The organism is Conyzicola nivalis (assembly GCF_040548875.1).
Classification (GTDB): Bacteria; Actinomycetota; Actinomycetes; order Actinomycetales; family Microbacteriaceae; genus Conyzicola; species Conyzicola nivalis_A.
On record NZ_JBEPSJ010000001.1, the window covers coordinates 1,136,229 to 1,155,854 of the forward strand.

General features: G+C 69.5%; 15 protein-coding genes. 1 reads left to right on the forward strand and 14 read right to left on the reverse strand.

What is annotated here, in order from left to right:
* Positions 1–11 precede the first annotated feature (11 nt).
* The 10 genes from ABIE21_RS05530 to dusB form a co-directional block, all read right to left on the reverse strand.
* Positions 12–989 (reverse strand): lactonase family protein, encoded by a 978-nt coding sequence (locus ABIE21_RS05530; protein ID WP_354023769.1) that lies wholly within the window; start codon positions 987–989, stop codon positions 12–14.
* On the reverse strand, positions 989–1,984 hold the full coding sequence (locus tag ABIE21_RS05535) for a D-isomer specific 2-hydroxyacid dehydrogenase family protein (protein ID WP_354023770.1): 996 nt from the start codon (positions 1,982–1,984) through the stop codon (positions 989–991). The genes ABIE21_RS05530 and ABIE21_RS05535 overlap by 1 nt, the downstream gene beginning before the upstream one ends.
* Positions 1,981–2,823: an ATP-binding cassette domain-containing protein gene (locus ABIE21_RS05540; protein WP_354023771.1), complete on the reverse strand. Its 843-nt coding sequence runs from the start codon at positions 2,821–2,823 to the stop codon at positions 1,981–1,983. Before ABIE21_RS05540 ends, ABIE21_RS05535 begins: the two co-directional genes overlap by 4 nt.
* A gap of 3 nt (positions 2,824–2,826) precedes the next feature.
* Positions 2,827–4,491 carry an ABC transporter ATP-binding protein gene (locus ABIE21_RS05545; protein ID WP_354023772.1) on the reverse strand — a complete coding sequence of 555 codons (1,665 nt, stop codon included), beginning with the start codon at positions 4,489–4,491 and terminating at the stop codon, positions 2,827–2,829.
* Positions 4,488–5,516 carry an ABC transporter permease gene (locus tag ABIE21_RS05550; RefSeq protein WP_354023773.1) on the reverse strand — a complete coding sequence of 343 codons (1,029 nt, stop codon included), beginning with the start codon at positions 5,514–5,516 and terminating at the stop codon, positions 4,488–4,490. The genes ABIE21_RS05545 and ABIE21_RS05550 overlap by 4 nt, the downstream gene beginning before the upstream one ends.
* A gap of 2 nt (positions 5,517–5,518) precedes the next feature.
* Entirely contained in the window at positions 5,519–6,616 is a 1,098-nt protein-coding gene (locus ABIE21_RS05555; RefSeq protein WP_354023774.1) for an ABC transporter permease, read from the reverse strand.
* 113 nt (positions 6,617–6,729) lie between these two features.
* Positions 6,730–8,355: an ABC transporter substrate-binding protein gene (locus ABIE21_RS05560; RefSeq protein ID WP_354023775.1), complete on the reverse strand. Its 1,626-nt coding sequence runs from the start codon at positions 8,353–8,355 to the stop codon at positions 6,730–6,732.
* 177 nt (positions 8,356–8,532) lie between these two features.
* The gene (dnaG, locus tag ABIE21_RS05565; protein WP_354023776.1) at positions 8,533–10,386 is read right to left on the reverse strand and encodes a DNA primase; all 1,854 of its coding nucleotides are present in this window, start codon (positions 10,384–10,386) and stop codon (positions 8,533–8,535) included.
* Between the two features lie 465 nt (positions 10,387–10,851).
* Complete coding sequence (locus ABIE21_RS05570) at positions 10,852–12,105, reverse strand: deoxyguanosinetriphosphate triphosphohydrolase (RefSeq protein WP_354023777.1); 1,254 nt, start codon at positions 12,103–12,105, stop codon at positions 10,852–10,854.
* Entirely contained in the window at positions 12,098–13,258 is a 1,161-nt protein-coding gene (dusB, locus tag ABIE21_RS05575) for a tRNA dihydrouridine synthase DusB (RefSeq protein WP_354023778.1), read from the reverse strand. Before dusB ends, ABIE21_RS05570 begins: the two co-directional genes overlap by 8 nt.
* A gap of 46 nt (positions 13,259–13,304) precedes the next feature.
* On the opposite strand from dusB, the gene ABIE21_RS05580 reads away from it, so the two are divergent.
* A complete protein-coding gene (locus ABIE21_RS05580; protein ID WP_354023779.1) occupies positions 13,305–13,766 on the forward strand; it encodes an aminoacyl-tRNA deacylase in 462 nt (153 codons plus the stop codon).
* Between the two features lie 101 nt (positions 13,767–13,867).
* Here the strand turns inward: ABIE21_RS05580 and ABIE21_RS05585 are convergent, their stop codons facing one another.
* Genes ABIE21_RS05585 through ABIE21_RS05600 form a run of 4 tightly spaced genes read right to left on the reverse strand, consistent with a single transcriptional unit; the run spans position 13,868 to position 19,561 of the window.
* A complete protein-coding gene (locus ABIE21_RS05585; protein WP_354023780.1) occupies positions 13,868–15,256 on the reverse strand; it encodes a UDP-glucose dehydrogenase family protein in 1,389 nt (462 codons plus the stop codon).
* A 26-nt stretch (positions 15,257–15,282) separates the two neighbouring features.
* Complete coding sequence (locus tag ABIE21_RS05590) at positions 15,283–16,392, reverse strand: right-handed parallel beta-helix repeat-containing protein (protein WP_354023781.1); 1,110 nt, start codon at positions 16,390–16,392, stop codon at positions 15,283–15,285.
* Complete coding sequence (locus tag ABIE21_RS05595) at positions 16,389–18,272, reverse strand: right-handed parallel beta-helix repeat-containing protein (RefSeq protein ID WP_354023782.1); 1,884 nt, start codon at positions 18,270–18,272, stop codon at positions 16,389–16,391. The genes ABIE21_RS05590 and ABIE21_RS05595 overlap by 4 nt, the downstream gene beginning before the upstream one ends.
* Entirely contained in the window at positions 18,269–19,561 is a 1,293-nt protein-coding gene (locus ABIE21_RS05600) for a glycosyltransferase (RefSeq protein WP_354023783.1), read from the reverse strand. The genes ABIE21_RS05595 and ABIE21_RS05600 overlap by 4 nt, the downstream gene beginning before the upstream one ends.
* Between the last annotated feature and the right edge of the window lie 65 nt (positions 19,562–19,626).

Genomic DNA, 19,626 nt, shown 5'->3' on the forward strand with positions numbered 1-19,626 from the left:
GAAAAACCGGGTCACACCGCCAGCAAAAATATTGGCGACGCGACGGCGATGGCGGGTGCGATGAGCGCGGGCACACCGTCGGTGCCGAGCCGGAAGCTCGCGACGGTGCTCGAGCGCTCGTGCGCGACGTGCATGACGTCGCCGTCGACGACGTGGTGACGCGGCCAGTCTCCCCCGGCGTCGACGAAGCCGGCGGCGGTCACCGTCTCGCCGTCGACCGCGAGGATGGAGATGCGGTTGCTGCCGCGGAGGCCGGCGTAGGCGAACCGGCCGCCGGGGCCGAGGCTGAGCGCTGACGCGTGATCGCCGGGCTCCGCACCGGCGAGAGCAGCGCCGCCGACGATCGAGAGCTCCCCGTCGTTCCAGCGCAGCACGAGCACTTCGAGGCTCAGTTCGCCGAGCACGAGCAGCAGGCCCGACGGCAGGCGGAGGAAGTCGCGGGGACCGGTGCCCGGCGGCAGGTCGAGCGACGCGGTGCGCGTGAGGTGGCCGTTCGCCAGCTCGTGCACGTGCACGCGGTCGGAGCCGAGATCGGCGGAGAGGATGGTCGTGCCGTCGAGGGCGAAGGTGGCGTGCGCGTGCGGGCCGTCCTGCGCGGGATGGGGGCCGGCCCCGTGGGCCTCGACGCGCTGCGTCAGGGCGAGCGGCTCGGCGGAGAGCACGCCGAGGGTGCCGTCGACGTAGCACGCTGCGACCACGGTGTCGCCGTAGCGGGCGACGTGGCAGGGGGCGACTCCGCCGGAGGGTGCGCCGGCGACGGGTTCCAGCGCGAGCTCACTGTCACGGCGGAATACCTCGACGCGGCCGGCCGCCTCGGCGGCGGCGTAGACGAGGTCGCCCGATGTGGCCAGGTAGGAGGGCGAGTCGGCGACGGTGGCGAGCCCGAGGTTCTCGAGCGAGCCGTCGGCGAGGCGTCCGAGGGCGGCGATGCCGGTCGCCGTCCCGCCCATGTCGGCGGTGTACGCGCCCACGTAGAACGCGACGGCCATCAGTACCCGGCCTCAGTGTCGACGACGCCGACGAAGCGGCCGTCTCCGAGCATCGCCTGCACGTTGACGCTGATGCGGCCTGCGAGCAGCGGCCGGGTCATGGCCTTCGTGTCGGCGGAGTGCGAGGTGATGATGCACCTCGGCTCGTGCCAGAGCGGATGCCCGTCGGGGAGCGGCTCGGGGTCGGTGACGTCGAGCCCAGCACCGTCGATCTCGCCGGCGGCGAGGGCGGCGACCAGGGCGTCGGTGTCGACGAGTGCGCCGCGCGCGATGTTGACCAGCACGGCGCTCGGCTTCATGGCGGCGAGCTGCTCCGCGCCGATGAGCTTCGCCGTGCCGGTGGTGCTGGCCGCGGCGAGGATGACGACGTCGGCCTGCGGCAGCACCTCGGAGAGGCGGTCGCTGGAGACGGTGCGGTCGGCGCCCTCGAGGGGTGCCTCGGAGCGTCGCACGACGGTGATCCTCGTGCGGAAGGGGGCGAGCAGCCGCATGATCTCGACGGCGATGCCGCCGGCGCCCACGATGACGACGTCGAGCCCGTAGAGCGAGATGCCGACCTCGGTCCTCGCCCAGGAGGTGGCGCTCGCCTTGGCGGGCAGGCCGCGCAGCAGGGCGAGGGTGAGCGCGACGGCGTGTTCGGCGACGGGCTCGGAGTATGCGCCCTTCGCGCTGGTCCAGAGCGGACGCGGCGATCCCGCATACCCGGCGAGCAGGTCGGAGAAGGCGTCGACGCCCGCCCACGGCAGCTGCACCCACTCGATGGCCGGGTGGGCGTCGAGCACCGCCTTCAACTCGGCGGCGCCGGTGGACGTGAGCCAGACGACGCCGCGGGTGTCGTCGGAGAGCGGGGCGACGGTTCCGCCGCCGGCCTCGACGGCGTCGGCGAAGCGCTGCTCCGCCTCGGGGAGGATGGCGATCGGGCCGGCGCTGGGCCGGCTCTCGCTGGCGACGACGTCGGCCACGGAACCGAGCGGATCGATGTGCTGTGTGCTCATGCGGAGATTGTCTTCGTTCTCGGTGCGGACGCCCGGCCCCGGGCGAGGCCTTCGACATACGGATGGCGCGGGGCGCCGAGTACCTCGTCGACGGTGCCCTGCCCGACGACCGTTCCGCGGTGGAGCACGAGCAGCTGGTCGGTCACCCGCCGCACCTCGGAGACGTCGGTGGCCACGATGAACGCAGAGAACTGGCGGCTGACCTGCAATTCTCTGATCACGTCGAGGATGGTGCCGCGCACCGTCGCGTCAATGCCCGACGTGGGGTCGTCGGCCACGAGCAGGGCGGGCTCGAGGATGAGCGCCTGGGCGATCGCCACGCGCTGGCGCTGGCCGCGGCTCAGCTCGTGCGGGTAGCGGTTCATGATGCCGAGCGGCAGCCGCACCGAGTCGATGAGGGTGGCGACCGCCTCCCCTGCCTCGCGCTGGTTGAAGCGGCGGTCGCGCGCGTAGATCGGCGCCGCCACGTTCTCGGCGACGGTGAGCCGCGCAGCGAGCAGCGCTCCCGCGTCCTGCGGCACGTAGCCGACGCGCAGCGTGAGCATGTCGCGTTTGCGCTCGGACAGGCCCTTCATCGTGTACCCGAGCACGCGCAGCGTGCCGCCCTGGATGAGCGGCGACCTCGGGTCGCCCGTCTCCGCGGCTCCGGCGATGGCGGCCGCCAGGGTGCTCTTGCCCGAACCGGCCTCCCCCACCACGGCGACGATCTCGCCCTGCGGCAGCGTCAGGCTCACCCCGTTGACCACGAGATCGCGCGACTCTGGTCGTCGCGACGGGTAGCGCATCGAGAGATCGTTCGCGAAGATCGCGGGCGGAATGGGCACTGCGCTCGTGGTCATGTCCTAGTCGGCTTCCTTCAGCAGTCGGAGCGCTTCGCGGCGCTCGGCCTGCTCCATCGGGTCGGGAACGGGCAGCGATGCGAGCAGACGCTGGGTGTACGGATGCTGCGGAGCCCCGAGCACCTGGGAGCCCGGCCCCTCCTCGACGAGTTCGCCGTGGTAGAGCACCGCGATGCGGTCGGCGAGCATGTCGACGACCGCGAGGTCGTGGCTGATGAAGAGCGCCGCGAAGCCGAACTCCTTCTGCAGCTCGGCGAAGAGCTCGAGCACGCGCGCCTGCACCGACACGTCGAGGGCGCTGGTGGGCTCGTCGGCGATCAGCAGGGTGGGCTCGAGCGCGAGGGCGCGCGCGAGGCTGGCGCGCTGGCGCTGGCCGCCGCTGAGCTCGTGCGGGTAGCGGTCGCCGAACGCTTTCGGCAGCTGCACAGCCTCGAGCAGCTCGTCGACTCGTCTGCGGGCGGAGGCGGCGTCTTTCGCACGCTTGTGCACCACGAGCGGCTCGGCGACGCACTGGGCGATGGTGAGCAGCGGGTTGAAGCTCGATGCGGGGTCTTGGAAGACGAAGCCGATGTCGCTGCGCACGGGCTTGAACGCACGCTCGCGGATGCCGAGCATCTCGTGCCCGAGCACCTGGAGCGACCCGCCGGTGACCTTGGTCAGGCCTCCGATGGCCCGGCCGATGGTGGTCTTGCCCGAGCCGCTCTCGCCGACGAGGCCGAGCACCTCTCCGGGCGAGATCGTGAAGCTCACACGGTTGACCGCGCGGAAGCCGCTGCGGCCGAGTCGGCCGGGGTACTCGATCTCGAGGTCCTTCGCCACGACGACGGGGGCGGCGAGCTCTGCTCCCCGCGCGTCTGCGCGGTCGGCGGCGCGTTGGGCACCCGTGCCGAGCCTCGGCACGGAGGCGAGCAGCTTCTGCGTGTACGGGTCTTGCGGCCGGGCGAAGAGCTCGATCGCGGTCGCCTCTTCGACGACGTCGCCGTTGTACATCACCACGACGCGGTCGGCGAGGTCGGCGACGACACCCATGTTGTGGGTGATGAGCAGGATCGCGGTGCCGAACTCGTCGCGCACTCGACGCAGGAGGTCGAGGATCTCGGCCTGCACGGTGACGTCGAGCGCGGTGGTCGGCTCGTCGGCGACGATCAGTCCGGGCTCGAGCACGAGCGCCATGGCGATGACCACCCGCTGCTTCTGCCCGCCGGAGAACTGGTGCGGGTAGTAGTCCACGCGGCTCTCGGGGTCGGGGATGCCGACCTTGCGCAGGATGTCGATCGCCTTCGCGCGTGCCTGCTTCCTGGTGTACTCGCCGTGGGCGCGGAGGCCTTCGGCGATCTGCCAGCCCACGGTGTGCACGGGGTTGAGCGCCGTCGACGGCTCCTGGAACACCATGGCGACGTCGGTGCCGCGGATGGCGCGGAGCCGCTGGCCCGAGAGCGCGATGACGTTGTTGGCGCCGAGGAGCACCGCGCCGCGGGACACGGCGGTGTCGGGCAGCAGGCCCAGGATGGTCTTGGCGGTGACGGTCTTGCCGCTGCCGCTCTCGCCCACGATCGCCACGACCTCGCCGGCCGCGACCGAGAGGCTCACGTCGTTGACGGCGACCATGTCGCCGGCGTCGGTCGCGAAGGTGACCTTCAGCTTGTCGATCTGCAGCACGTTGCTCATACTCGACCCTCCAGGGCTTCGATCGACGGCACATCGTCGAGGCTGCCGCCGGGGACCACGGTGGTCTCGGCGGTGGTGGACGGTCCGCCGTCCGCGCGGCGCTTGGTGCGCAGCCGCGGGTCGGCGAGGTCGTTGAGGCTCTCGCCGACGAGGGTGATACCCAGCACGACGAGCACGATCGCGAGGCCGGGGAAGACCGAGGTCCACCAGATCCCGCTCGTGACGTCGGAGATCGACTTGTTGAGGTCGTAGCCCCACTCCGCCGCCGACGTCGGTTCGATGCCGAAGCCGAGGAAGCCCAGCCCGGCGAGGGTGAGGATCGCCTCGGAGCTGTTCAGGGTGAAGATCAGCGGGAGCGTGCGGGTCGCGTTGCGCAGCACGTGGCGGAACATGATGCGCCCCGTTCCGGAACCGATGACCATCGCCGACTCCACGTAGGCCTCCGCCTTGATGCGCACGGTCTCCGCTCGGATCACGCGCAGGTACTGCGGGATGAACACCACGGTGATCGACACCGCGGCGGCGAACACGCCGCCCCACAGGCTCGACTGGCCGCCGCTGATGGCGATGGCGGCGACGATGGCCAGAAGCAGGGTCGGGAAGGCGTAGACGGCGTCGGCGATCACGATGATGACGCGGTCGAGCCAGCCGCCGAGGTAGCCGGAGATGAGTCCGAGCAGCACGCCGACGAAGATCGAGAGCAGCACCGCGACGACGATGACCGAGAGCGCGGTCTGCGCACCCCAGAGCACGCGGGAGAGCACGTCGTACCCGCCCACGGTCGTTCCGAGCAGGTGCTTGCCGCCGGGAGGCTGCTGGGCGCCGAAGATGCCGTCTTCATCACGCAGGGTCGAGTAGCCGTAGGGGGCCAGAAGCGGCGCGAAGATCGCGACGAAGATGAAGATGCCGGTGATGACGAGCCCCACGATGAGCATTCCGCGCTGCAGGCCGACGCTCTGGCGCAGCTGGTGCACGACGGGCAGACGCTTCCACAGCGCCGGCTTGGCTGGTGTCGCTAGAGACATCTCTAGTACCTCACTCGGGGATCGATGATCGCGGCGATGATATCGACGACGAAGTTGCTGAGAGCCACGACGACGGCGAGCAGGGCGACGATGCCCTGCACGGCGATGAAGTCGCGCGCGGAGAGGTACTCGGCGAGTTTGAAGCCGAGGCCCTTCCACTCGAAGGTGGTCTCGGTGAGCACCGCGCCGCCGAGGAGGAGCGCGATCTGCAGGCCGATTACCGTGATGATCGGGATGAGGGCCGGCTTGTACGCGTGGTGGCGCACGAGACGGTACTCGCTCACTCCACGGGAACGGGCGGCGTCGACGTAGTCCATCGACAGCGTGCCGATCACGTTCGTGCGCACCAGGCGCAGGAAGATGCCCGCGGTGAGCAGTCCGAGCGCGATGCCGGGGAGCACTGCGTGCTGCAGCACGTCGGCGACGGCGGCGGGGCTTCCGAGCTTGATCGCGTCGACGAGGTAGATGCCGCTGGGGTTCTCGAGGGTCGTGAATTCCAGCTCCGTGCGGGTCGACGCGCGACCGGCCACGGGAAGCACGTTCAGCCAGACTGCGAAGACCAGCTTGAGCAGAAGGCCGGAGAAGAACACCGGTGTGGCGTAGAACAGGATCGCCATGATGCGCAGCACGGCGTCGGGCCACTTGTCGCGGAAGTACGCGGCGACCATGCCGAGAGGGATACCGACGATGAACGCGATGATCAGCGCGTAGACCGCGAGTTCGAGAGTCGCCGCGCCGTAGGTCAGGATCAGCTCGATGACCGGCCGCCCGTCGGAGATGGCGGTGCCGAAGTTGCCGGTGAAGACCTGGCCGAGGTACTCGAAGTACTGCACGAGCACCGGGCGGTCGTAGCCGGCCTCGTGGATGCGCTCCTGCAGCTGGGCCGCGGTGAGCCTGCCACCGAGAGCCGCGGTGATCGGGTCGCCGATCGTTCGCATGAGCAGGAACACCATCGTGACGAGGATGAACACTGTGGGGATGATCAGCAGGAACCTGACGGCGATGTAACGCCCGAGGTTGCCACCGGGAAATCTGAAGCCCTTCTTGGGGGCCGAGGGCGGTCCGGGTCGTGCCGGTGCCGCCTGAATCGTCGTGCTCATTAACTATCCTCGCGTGGCGTTAGCTGTGGGATGGAAAAGGGGCGACCCGCAAGTAGCGGGTCGCCCCTGATCGCGCTAGAAAGACTCTAGCTGGCTGAGCGAATCAGCCGTGACTAGCCCTTGGCGAGCGAGCCGTAGCGGAACTTGAACGAGCCGTCGAGCGTTGCGCCCGAGACGTCGGTTCCGGTGATGGCGACCTGAGAACCCTGCAGAAGCGGGATCGTCGAGAGGTCGGCTGCTACTGCGGCCTGGATCTCCTCGATCATCTTCGTGCGGGCGTCGGCGTCGGTCTCCGATGCCTGCGCGACGATCATGTCGTTCACCGCGGGGTTGTCGTAGTGGTTGCCGAGGAAGTTCTCCGTCGAGAAGAACGGCGTCAGGTAGTTGTCGGCGTCGGAGTAGTCCGGGAACCAGCCGAGCTGGTAGGCGGGGTAGACGTCGGCGGTGCGGTCCTTCGAGTAGGTGACCCACTCGGTGGACTGCAGGTTGACCGTGAACAGGCCGGACTCTTCGAGCTGGCTCTTCACGAGGGCGTACTCGTCGCCGGACGACTCACCGTAGTGGTCGGGGTTGTACTGCAGGTTGAGCGCGACGGGAGTGGCAACTCCGGCTTCGGAGAGAGCCTGAGCCGCGGCATCCGCGTCGGGTCCGCCTTCGCCGTCGCCGTACAGGTCCTTGAGAACCGTGGTGGCGCCGGTCAGGCCGTCGGGCACGTAGGAGTACAGGGGAAGGTAGGTGCCCTTGTAGACCTGCTCCGAGATCTCTTCGCGGTCGATCAGGTCGGCGACGGCAGAGCGCACGGCGAGCGACTTGGCCGGGTCGGCCTCGGGAGTCGACGCACCGAACGGCTGCGTGTTGAAGTTGAAGACGATGTAGCGGATCTCTCCACCCGGGCCGATCTCGACCTTGACCTTGTCGTTCTTCTCCAGGTCGGCGACGTCGGTCGCAGACAGGCTGCGGTGCGCGACGTCGATGTTGCCTTCCTGCACGTCGAGCTTGAGGTTCGACGCGTCGGTGTAGTACTTCAGCGACACGTTCTCGGTCTTCGCGGCGCCGAGGTTGCCCTTGTACTCCGGGTTCGCCTTGAACGAGATCAGGTTGTTGAAGTCGTACTTCGCGATCGTGTACTGGCCGGCGAAGGCCTCGCCGGCGACGATGTCGTCGTCGGGGGTGACGGAGTCGGCCGAGAAGACCTCCTCGTCGACGATCGGGGCGGCGGGGCTGGAGAGGATCTGGCCCCACGTCTGGTCGTTCGGGTTGGTGAGCGTGAAGACGACGGTGCTCTCGTCGGTCGCCTCGATGCTAGCGAGGTTTCCGAGCAGGCTCGACGGGCCGTTCACGTCGGCGATCGCCAGCTGGCGGTCGAAGCTGAACTTGACGTCGGAGGAGGTGAGGTCGTTGCCGTTGGCGAACTTCAGACCCTCTTTGAGAACGACGGTGTACTCGGTGGGGCTGGTGAAGTCTGCGGACTCGGCGATGTCGGGGGTCACGTCGGAGGTGCCCTGAACCGAGTTGAGGAGGAACGGGTAGACCTGGTTCATGACGGCGAACGAGCCGTTGTCGTACGATCCGGCCGGGTCGAGGAACGTGACCTTGTCGGTGGTGCCGACGATGACCGAGCCGCCCGATGCGCCCCCGCCGTCGTCGTTGTTGCCGGCTGCGCAGCCCGTGAGCACGAGCGCGAAAGCAGCCGATCCGGCGAGAACGCCGAATACACGCTTATTGGTTGTGGACGACATATGCGTCTACCTCTTCCTGTGTGGTTGCAAGAAATGAATGCGCGGCGCACGCCAAATGACGGCGTCGTGCATTGCTGTGGTCTAGTAGTAACACAGAAGGTGAGGCCACCCCAACGTCAGGGCGTCGCCCGCGCGGATGTTTACACGAAAGCAACATTGGGCCGAGCCCCCGCCCGGTCAGCCGTCGCGCAGGGCGCGTCGTTCACCCTCGACGCGAACCAGATCGCGCTGGATCTGGCCGTACTTCTCGACCTCCGCCGTGGCATCCGTTCTCTGCAGCGCGCCCAGGAGGTCTTTCTTCTGGCGCAGCAGGTCGCGGTCGATGAGGCCGGCGACGACGTCTTTGCAATAGGCGCCGATGAGCTCGGGCCGCTCGGGGATGGGCGCGACACCGAGCTGCTTGACGAGGGTGGCGAACGGCAGCGGCACCTCGTCGGAGACACGCGCGAGCCAGTCGGGCGCCTCCCAGTGCTCGGCGCTAGTGGCGATCGCGTCGCTCACCACGGCGAGGGTGTTGTCGGTGAAGGTGACGTTCGCGCCGCGGCGGATGAAGTCGAGCCCGACCTCCGCGGGGTACTGCAGCATCGCCATGAGCGCGTCGCGTTCGAGGCGCGTCGTGGGGTCGGTGGGCAGCTGCATGAGCGAGAGTGTGGACTCCAGCCTCTGGCCGGACGACTCTCCCGACTTCGACTCGGCTGTCGAGGCGGAGCGGGCGGATGCCACGGCTCGCCGCACCTCGTCCATGTCGAGGCCGAGCCACTGGGCGGTCTGCCGCACGTAGCCGACCTCGAGGGCCTCGTCGCGGATGCCGGCGACCACGGGTGCCGTCGCACGCAGCGCCGCGACGCGGCCCTCGACGGTCGCGAGGTTGTGGGCGTCGAGCACGCGTCGGATCATGAACTCGAACATCGGCTTGCGGGTGGTGACGAGCCGGCGGACGGCGTCGTCGCCGCGCTGCAGGCGCAGGTCGCACGGGTCGAGCCCGTCGGGCGCCACGGCCACGAACGTCTGAGCCGAGAAGCGCTGCTCCTCGTCGAAGGCGCGGCTCGCGGCCTTCTGCCCTGCGGCGTCGGGGTCGAAGGTGAAGATGACCTCTCCGGTGCTGCGCACGTCGCCGGCGACGTCGCCCATCACACGGCGGATCATCTTGATGTGGTCGACACCGAAGCTCGTTCCGCAGGTCGCGACGGCCGTGGTGACGCCCGCGAGGTGGCAGGCCATAACGTCGGTGTAGCCCTCGACGACGACGACTTGCTTGCCGCGGGCGATGTCCTTCTTCGCGAGGTCGAGCCCGTAGAGCACCTGGCTCTTGTGGTACACCGGCGTCTCGGGGGTGTTGAGGTACTTGGGGCCCTTGTCTTCGTCGAGCAGGCGGCGCGCGCCGAAGCCGACGGTCTGGCCGGTGGTGTCGCGGATGGGCCAGACGAGGCGGCTGCGGAAACGGTCGTAGACGTCGCCGCGCTCTCCTCTGCCGAGAAGACCGGCGACGACCAGCTCCTCTTCGGAGTAGCCGAGCGTCTTGAGGTGCTTGCCGAGGGCGCCGCCGCGCGGGGCGAATCCGATACCGAAGCGCTCCGCCGCCCCCTGGTCGAAGCCGCGTTCGCCGAGGAACTTGCGCCCCGGCTCGGCCTCCTCGCTGCCGAGCGAGGCGACGTAGAACTCGGATGCGGCCTGGTTGGCGCTGAGGATGCGGGCGCGGTTGCTGTGATCGCTGGCCTGCCCGCCGTCTTCGTAGTGCAGCTCGTAGCCGAGGCGGCCGGCGAGAAGCTCGACGGCCTCGGAGAACGACACGTGGTCCATCTTCTGCAGGAACGAGTAGACGTCGCCGCCTTCGCCGCACCCGAAGCAGTGGTAGAAACCGACTCCCGACCGCACGTGGAAGCTCGGGCTGCGCTCCTCGTGGAACGGGCACAGCCCCTTCATCGATCCGACGCCCGCGCCCTTGAGAGTGACGTAGTCGCCGACGACGTCCGCGAGATTCGTGCGCGACCGTACCTCGTCGATGTCGCTTCGTCGGATCAGGCCTGCCACGTGTCGAGTCTACGGTCGCGCCGCACCCGCCGCTGTCGCCCGCAGCGATCTGTGGGTGCGCGGCGCGGCCCGTCTCCCGAAGTGTGTTTTTCGGAAATTCAGGAGTTAGCGAGGGGTGGCTGCTGGCCGCGCCCGAAACTCTGCGGGTGCGACCGCGGGCGCATCCGCCAACTCCTGAATTTCCGACGGTCGGCGGGCGGGTGCGGGTCCGTTCGGTGACGGTGCGGCGCCGACCGGCTCCCCGCGGCCGGGTCGGCGCGTGGGCTTCCTCGCGCCGCCCAGAATCGGAAACTCAGGAGTTAGCGAGGGGTGGCTGCTGGCCGCGCCCGAAACTCTGCGGGTGCGACCCCGGGCGCATCCGCCAACTCCTGAATTTCCGACGGTCGGTCGGTCGGTCGGTCGGTCGGGGGCCGTGCGGCGGGCGGGCGGGCGGCGCTGGTCGAGAAGACGGCGGATGCCGCGGGGTCAGGGTACGAGGCGGGAGTGCCAGGCGAGCGCCGACTGGTCGGTCAGCGAGGCGACCTGGTCGACGATGACACGTTTGCGGGCCGAGTCGTCGGTCGCGTCGCGCCAGTCGGCGGCGAAACCGGCGTCGAGGTCGCGATCCTCCGTGGCCAGCAGTGCGTCGGCGAGGTCGGTGAGGATGTCCCGCTGCTCCGCGTAGATCGGCTTGCGCGCGTTGGTCGACATGACGTTGGCGGCCACGATCCCCTTGAGCACGGCGATCTCGGCCTGCGTCTCGCGCGGCACGACGACGTCCGCGCCGAACCGGATGAGCGCGCCCGAGGAATGCGCAGCGCGCGTGGCGTGCACGGCCTCGTGCGCGAACCGGCCGATCAGCTGGCTGGTCAGGTTCTTCAGCCGGGCGAGGTCGACGCGCGAGCCGCTCCACGCGTCGAGCCAGTAGTCGAGGCTGTCGAGCCGGTCGAACGCGGCGATGAGGGTGTCGTGGTCGAACTCTCCGCCGATCCACACGAACATCGACTCGACGAGCTCGTCGTGGTCGGCCCTGGCGCCCAGGGCGGGAACGTCGAGGTAGCCGCCGACGACGGCGTCCTCGAAGTCGTGCACCGAGTAGGCGATGTCGTCGGAGAGGTCCATGACCTGTGCCTCGATGCAGCGCTGCCGGTCGGGTGCGCCGTGGCGCAGCCACTCGAAGACCGCCGTGTCGTCGTCGTAGAAACCGAACTTCGAGCGCCCGCTGGGGTCGGGGAGGCCCTGCGACGCCGGCCACGGGTACTTGGTGCTCGCGTCGAGCGAGGCGCGCGTGAGGTTGAGGCCGTAGTTGCGCCCGTCGCGCCCGAACACCTTCGGCTCGAGGCGGGTGAGCAGCCGCAGCGTCTGCGCGTTGCCCTCGAACCCGCCGAAGTCCATCGACCAGTCGTTGAGCGCCTTCTCCCCGTTGTGGCCGAACGGCGGATGCCCGATGTCGTGCGCGAGGCAGGCGGTGTCGACGACGTCGGGGTCGAGGCCGAGGCTCTCGGCGAGTTCGCGTCCGACCTGGGCGACCTCGAGCGAGTGGGTCAGCCGGTTCCGGGCGAAGTCGAGGCCCTGGGTCGGGCTGAGCACCTGCGTCTTCGCGGCCAGGCGCCGGAGCGCGCTGGAGTGCAGCAGGCGTGCACGGTCGCGGGCGAAGTCGCTGCGGCGGCTCGAGTGCTCCTCGGGGAGCCAGCGCTCGGCGTCCGCCTCGCTGTACTGCCCGGTATCTCCCCTAGCCACCACTGTTATGCAATTCGGCCTCGATCAGCTCGGTGCGGAAGCTCTCGTCGAGAGAGCGGCTGTCGAGCCAGCCGTAGGGCAGGCTCGGGTTCTTGGGGCTGCCGGCGCGGCCGCGCGGGCCCTCGGCCTCCTTGCCGGGGTACGGCTGGTCGAAGTCGAGCGTGGCGATGAGGTCGTCGATCTCCTGCACGCTCGACGACATCGCCAGGGCTGCGCGGGTCTCGCCGCCGACGGGGTAGCCCTTGAAGTACCAGGCGACGTGCTTGCGCATGTCGCGGCAGGCGCGGGCCTCCTCGCCGTCGTAGAACTCGATGAGCAGCTCGGCGTGACGGCGGTACGCGTGCGCGGCCTCGCCGAGGGTCGGCTGGATGATCTCGGCTCCCGATCCGGAGAACGCGGCGGCGAGATCGCCGAACAGCCACGGGCGGCCGAGGCAGCCGCGGCCCACCACGACCCCGTCGCATCCGGTCTCCGCCATCATCCGCACGGCGTCCTCGGCGCTCCAGATGTCGCCGTTGCCGAGAACGGGAACGTCGCTGATGGTGTCCTTGAGCTTCGCGATCGCGCTCCAGTCGGCGTGGCCGGAGTAGAAGTCGGCCGCGGTGCGGGCGTGCAGCGCGATGCTCGCGACGCCGGCGCCCTGCGCAGCCTTCGCCGCCTCGATGTAGGTGAGGTGCTCGTCGTCGATGCCCTTGCGCATCTTGATCGTCAGCGGGATGTCGCCCGCCGCCTTCACGGCGCCCTCGACGATGTCGCGGAACAGGTCCTGCTTCCAGGGGAGAGCCGCTCCCCCGCCCTTGCGGGTGACCTTCGGCACGGGGCATCCGAAATTCAGGTCGATGTGATCGGCGCGGTCCTCGGCGACGAGCATCGTGACGGCCTCGGCGACCGTCTTCGGGTCGACGCCGTAGAGCTGGATGCTGCGGGTCGTCTCCGACTCGTGGTGCTTGATGAGGCGCATGCTCTCGGGCGTGCGCTCGACCAGCGCGCGGCTCGTGATCATCTCGGACACGTAGAGCCCGGCGCCGTACTCGCGGCAGAGCCTGCGGAACGCGGTGTTCGTGATGCCGGCCATGGGCGCGAGCACGACCGGTACGTCAAGGGCGATGGGCCCGATCTGTAGGGTAGGAAGTGTGGCGGTCACGGCGGTCATTTCAACAATTCTTCCACGTTCTTCTGATTCGGATATGCGAGGCGCCATGACTGGTCGGGAACGGGTGTCGACGGATGCCGCGGCTCGGGATATTTCCGTCGAATTCGTCGAGCGTCCCGCTGCGGGTTCGCTCGAGGAGGCCGCGGCGCTGCTCGGGCTCTCGACTGCGGGCATCGTGAAGACGCTCGTCGTCAAACGGCACGACGGCAGCTACCTGTTCGCGCTGATCCCGGGCGACCGGCAGATCTCCTGGGGCAAGCTGCGCGCCGTCGTCGGCGTGAACAAGCTGCGGCTGCCCGAGGCACACCTGGCGCTCGAGGCCACCGGCTACGAGCGCGGCACGATCACGCCGCTCGGCTCGTCGACCGCGTGGCCCGTGTTCGCGGATTCACGGATCGTGGGGCAGCGCATCGCCATGGGCGCCGGCGAGCACGGCATGAGCGCGTTCGTCGACGCCGACGAGCTCATCGCGGGCTTCGACGCGACCGTGGCCGACATCTCCGACTGACGCGATCGGAAATTCAGGAGTTAGCGGCGCACGACGACTCGACGCCCGCTGAGAACTCCGCGGGCACGGTCGGGCCTGGCGGGTAACTCCTGAATTTCCGTTCAGCCGCCGGGCAGCGCCTGCGGCTGGCGCGCGCCGCTCGGCAGCCCCAGCGCACGGTACTCCCATCCGGCGGCGCGATACCGGTCGGCGTCGAGCGCGTGCCGGCCGTCGACGATGCGGCGCCGCGCAACCAACTCGCCGAGCGTTGTCGGGTCGGCCGAACGGAACTCGTCCCACTCGGTCAGCAGCGCCACGACCTCGGCCGAGGCGACGGCCTGGCCGAGGCTCGACGCGAAATCGAGGTCGGGGTACACCCGGTGCGCGTTCTGCGTCGCCTCGGGATCGTAGACGGTGACGCTCGCGCCCTCCAGGTAGAGCATGCGGGCGACGTCGAGAGCCGGCGCGTCGCGCACGTCGTCGGAGTTCGGCTTGAACGCCGCGCCGAGGGCGGCGACGCGCACCCCGGCGAGTGAGCCGCCCGCCAGCTCGCGCACCAGGTCGACCGTGCGGATACGGCGTCGGATGTTGATGGCGTCGACCTCCTCGAGGAACGCGACGGCCTGCCCCACCCCGAGCTCTGCGGCGCGGTGGGTGAAGGCGCGGATGTCCTTCGGCAGGCAGCCTCCGCCGAAGCCGAGGCCGGGCTTGAGAAATCGGGCGCCGATGCGGTCGTCGTATCCGAGGGCCGTGGCCAGCACGGTCACATCGGCGCCCGTGGCCTCGCACACCTCGGCCATCGCGTTGATGTACGAGATCTTGGTGGCGAGGAACGAGTTCGCCGCGACTTTCACGAGCTCCGCCGTCGCCAGGTCGGCGACGACGAGCGGGGTGTCCCGGTCGAGTATCGGCCGGAACGCGGCCCGCAACTGCGCCTCCGCCCAGTCGCTGGTCACGCCGAAGACGAGCCGGTCGGGGTGCAGGGTGTCCTCCACAGCGAATCCCTCGCGCAGGAACTCCGGATTCCAGGCCAGCTCGAGGTCGTCGCCGGCGGGCGACAGCGTGCGCACCTCGTCGGCTATGCGGGCGGCCGTCCCTATCGGCACCGTCGACTTGCCGACCAGCAAAGCCCTGCGGTCGATCCGCGCCGCGAGCTCGGCGAAGGCCGCCTCGACGAAGCGCAGATCGGCGGCGTTCGATCCGGGGGCCTGCGGTGTGCCGACGCAGACGAAGTGCACGTCGCCGAAACGCGCGGCCTCGTCGAAATCGGTCGTGAACCGGAGTCGGCCGGAGTCGAGCGCCTCTCGCAGCTTCTCGGGCAGCCCCGGTTCGAAGAACGGCACTGTGCCCGCGGAGAGCGCGGCGACCTTAGCCGCGTCGACGTCGACGCCGAGCACGTCGAAGCCGAGCGCGGTCATGCAGACCGCGTGGGTGGCACCGAGGTACCCGGTTCCGATCACGGTGATTCTCGGGTGTTCCACGACGGGCGCCGTGGCGATGGTTCTGGTCATTGAGCCTCCCATGGGTCGATCGACGGTCAGGTGCGCACGCACTCCACATTGGTGGTCCCTTCGGCAGCGCCGGAGGCCTTGTTCGTGCACTCGACGACGTTGTCGCGCGCAGGCGTGAGCGAGAAGCCGAATCCCGGCCCGTTCACGGTCGCAGTGTTGGCCCTGAAGACGTTGTCGGTGCCCCAGCCGTCGAGGATCTCGTGCGTCTGGAATCCGTCCATGGGCGAGTTCGTGCCGGTGTTCCCCTCGATGAGCCAGTCGTTGCCCTTGACGTCGACCCAGGAGTCGGCGCCGACGATCGCAGAGCCGTCGAAGGTGTTTCCCCGCACGACGCCGCCACTCGTGCCCTCCTTGACGTCGATGCTCTCCGACGTGGTGCCGGCGATGTCGTTGCCCTCGATCGTGTTGCGGTCGCTCGCGTCAGGCTGGCAGCCGCTGACGTCGCACCAGTTGCTCTCGGCGGTGCCCACATAGATTCCCTCGCCGAACTTCGGCTTGCGCAGACCCGTCTCGCGGATCGTGTTGCCGCTCACGGTGTTGTCGGTGCTGAAGTTGCGCAGGTGGATCCCCTCGTCACCGATCTGCGAGACGTGCAGGTCGCGGATCACCGTGGCGGTGGTGGCGTCGGCCATCACGCCCTTCTGCCCGTTCTGCACGGAGAAGCCCGCGACGACCCAGTGCGCGGCCGCGTCGAGGTGGAGGACATAGCCCGCGCTGATGCCGCCGCCGTCGAGGATCGCCTCGCGGGGGCCGCACAGGGCGATGGGTCGCTCGGACGTCCCCTGGCCCGTCGCCGTGAACTCGCCGTCGTACCGACCGGGCATGAGGCGGATGCTCGCTCCCGCGGTCGCCTCGGACAGAGCAGCTTCGAGCTGCTCCGTCGTCGAGACGGTCACCGTGGCCGTGCCGCACGAGGTCGGGGCGGGCGTCGACGGACCGCCCGAGGCATCCGGAGTCCTCGTCGGCTGCGGGACGCTGGTGACCCCCGGTGCGCTCGCGTCCCGGTTGGCCGCGTTCCCCGTGAGGATGACAGCGACGGCGACCACGATCACGACGGCAAGCGCGACCGCCACGACGGCTCCGATGGTCATGGCTCGGCGCCGACGCTGGGACTCTTCGTTCGGATCGGAGGTCACGAGGGCTCCTTCATCGAGTCGCGGGAGACGACGCCGCGGGTGAACTCGGACAGGGGGGCGCGATCGGCATACGGGTGGCGGATCTCCCTCGCGCGTCGGGCGGACGGTGACAGCGCGGAGGCGAGAACGAGCACGGCGAGGACTATCCAGACCAGGGTGAGCGGTTGGAAGATCGCGTTGACCACGGTCTCCGCACTGGCGGCCTTGCGCCAGTCGAGGGTGTCGTTGGCGCGGACGACTCCCCCCGTCGCCCGCTCGGTGTACACCGGGATCGCGCCGAACCCGGCGATGGTGTTGTCGACGACGGCGCTGCCTCGGGTGTCTCCCATCAGGGTGACCCCGTGGTTCGACACGGCGCGCACGGTGTTGTCGGCGACCCGGGCCTCCGAGTTGCGCACATAGATCGCCGTGTCGCCGCCGGAGACGGTGTTCTCGCTGACGTCGGCCTCGACCACCGCGTCGCGGATGGAGATCGACTGCTGCGCCTGGCGTTCCAGCCGGTTGCCGACGACGGCGACGCCGTCTGCCTCGTGGTTCACGACGATGCCGCTCTGGTTGCCGACGACATGGTTGTCGGCGAGCACGACATCGCGGCCGCCGCTCACCGAGATGCCGTAGCGCTCATTGTCGCGGAAGACTCCCCCGGTGACGCGGTTGTCACCGAACTTCTCGACCGCGGTGCCCGTCGCGCTCGGTCCGGCGGCGAGCGGCCGGCCGTCGAGGGAGAGGCCGTCGCGCCCGTTGTCCGAAGCCGTCACGTCGCGCAGGGTCACTCCGGCGCTCGACCGCGACAGCCGGAAACCGTCGACCGCGTTCGCGAACGATGTGGTGCGGGTGATCGAGCTGTCGGTGACGAAGCGGTGAAAGACGAGGCCGTCGACGAGGCTCCTGCTGATGCTGGAGTCGCGGATGACGACGCCCTCCGCACTCGTCACGAACAGACCGAAGGCGTTGCCGACGAGCGTCACGTGGTCGAGGCCGGCCGAGACGAAGGTGTATTCGGATTCGGCGGCGGGGGTGACGAGCGTTCCCGGAGGCAGCACTTGCGCACCGGATACTGCGGCCGTGGCATCCGCCCGATTGCCGGTGAAGGCGTCGAAGGTCGCCGCCGCCTCGGTTCCCGTCAGCGAGAGTCCGCCGGTGTTGCCGCTCCAGAATCCGAGCTCGGAGAAGCTCACGTGCGAGAACGAGGCCTGGCCTCCGATGACCCGAAGGTAGGCGCGCCCGTCCGAGGTGTCGGAGTCGGGCGCGGCGGCGGTCCCGTCCCAGCTGGTGATCGCGACCGGGGCCTGGGCGGTGCCATCGACGCGAAGGGACCCGCCCGAGGTGACGATCGAGACAAACGACTGCGCGTCGCTCTTGAGCCGGATGCTCAGACCCGCACCTCCGGGTGCGGCGCCGGCCGGGGGCGCGAGCGCGAGCGTGGCGCCGGTCAGCACGAGGACGTGCTCTGACAACAGGTAGCCGCCGTCCGGCTGCTTCACGAAGGTGTCGGGGGCGAGCCGTTCTAGGTCGGCGACCGTGTATGGCTCGGCGCGTGCCGGCAGCACGAGGGTGAATGTGGGGCCGGTGCGCACGCGGTACGGGTCGTCGGCGACCGCCGCGTTCCACCGTGCCGACGCGGACACCGTGCGCACATAGACGAGCCGCTGCGCCTCTGAACGCACCAGCCGCGCCTCACGGACGGGGTCGCCGCCGTACGATTCGCCCGTCGAGACGGTGGGTGCCGCCGCCACGGGCGTGCGGTCCGCCTCCGCGCTCGCGGCGACGAACCGGGCGACGGCCACCGACGCGACGATCCCGACCAGCAGGGCGAGCACGACGCCGGCGACGACCGGCCGTCGCCGCGACCCGTCCGCCGTGAACTCGTGCCGGCTCACGCCGCCACCGCCCGGCCGGGACCCGCCTCGGCGACCAGGGTGCGGGCGTCCTGACCGTCACCGCCGATCTGGTCGGCGTGCCGGGTGAGCCAGCCCTGCTTGTTCATCGTCACGAAGGCGTAGCTCTTGATCGGGAGCGCGATGAGCACCACGACGACCGCCACCAGTGGAAGCAGCAGGATGTCGCCCGGGTTGCGCCGCAGATTGGACATGCCGCGGATGCCCCGGCCGAGCAGCAACCAGCCGACGGCAGCCGCGATGCCGACGGCGGTGAAGTCGAGGCGGTTGAACAGCAGGTAGAACATGCTGAGCCCCATGGTGAGCGGCGTGATCAGGATCTGCAGCACCGTGATCTTGGTGACGAAGGGCACCCGCCACAGCCAGCCCTTCGCCATCGCGGTCAGATAGCAGCGGTAGGAGTTGCGGCTCCAGCGCACGCGCTGCTTGACGAAGGCGCCGAAGGTCGCCGGGAACATCGAGAGGGCTCGGGCGGACGACTGGTGCACGGTGCGCCATCCCGAGGCCAGCACGAGCCAGGTGAGCCTTCCGTCGTCGCCGGAGATGCAGCGCTTGCCGAGGAAGAATTCGTTCTCGAGGTCGTCGAGCACGGGGACCACCGCGTCGCGGCGGTAGACCGCCGTGCGTCCCGAGATGCACGGCACCGCGCCCGCCCTGCCCATGGCGGGCACGTAGTCGTAGTAGCGCAGGTTGACGAGCCAGTCGGCCACCCGCCGCCACACGCTCGTCGCGCGTTGGTAGACGTTCTGCTGGGTGCTCACTCCCCCGACCTCGGGGTCGGCGAAGGGCATCTGCACGTTGCGCAGCAGCCCGGGCGTCCATGACGTGTCGGAGTCGGTGAGCACGAGGATCTCCCCCCGTGCGAGGCGGATGCCGGCGCCGAGCGCCGACCGCTTTCCCGCATGCTGGAACAGGACCGGACGCAGCCGCGGATCGCCCACAGCCACGAGCCGGTCGTAGGAGTCGACATCGGCCGTGTCGAGCACGACGATCACCTCAGTGGGGTTCTCGCTCAGCCAGGTGTGCAGGCAGCGAAGGAGGATGTCGGGGTCTTCGTGGAATGACGGCACGACGACCGACGTGGTCGTGGAGAAGTCGCTGACGATGGCCCGTGCGCGACGGGAGAGCACGACGCGGTAGAGCCAGAGCGACCAGACGATGACGCCCGCGATGGCGATCGGAAAGTACGGCCGGAGCGTCGCTAGAAGATCGCCCACGTGATTCAGGTCGAACTGGATGTCCATGCCGGGTACCTCGGGGTCTGCGGTCAATTGGCCAGCCGAATCCCCGACCCTGCTCGCGCACGGATCGCGGCCCGGACCACACTGCCCGCCAC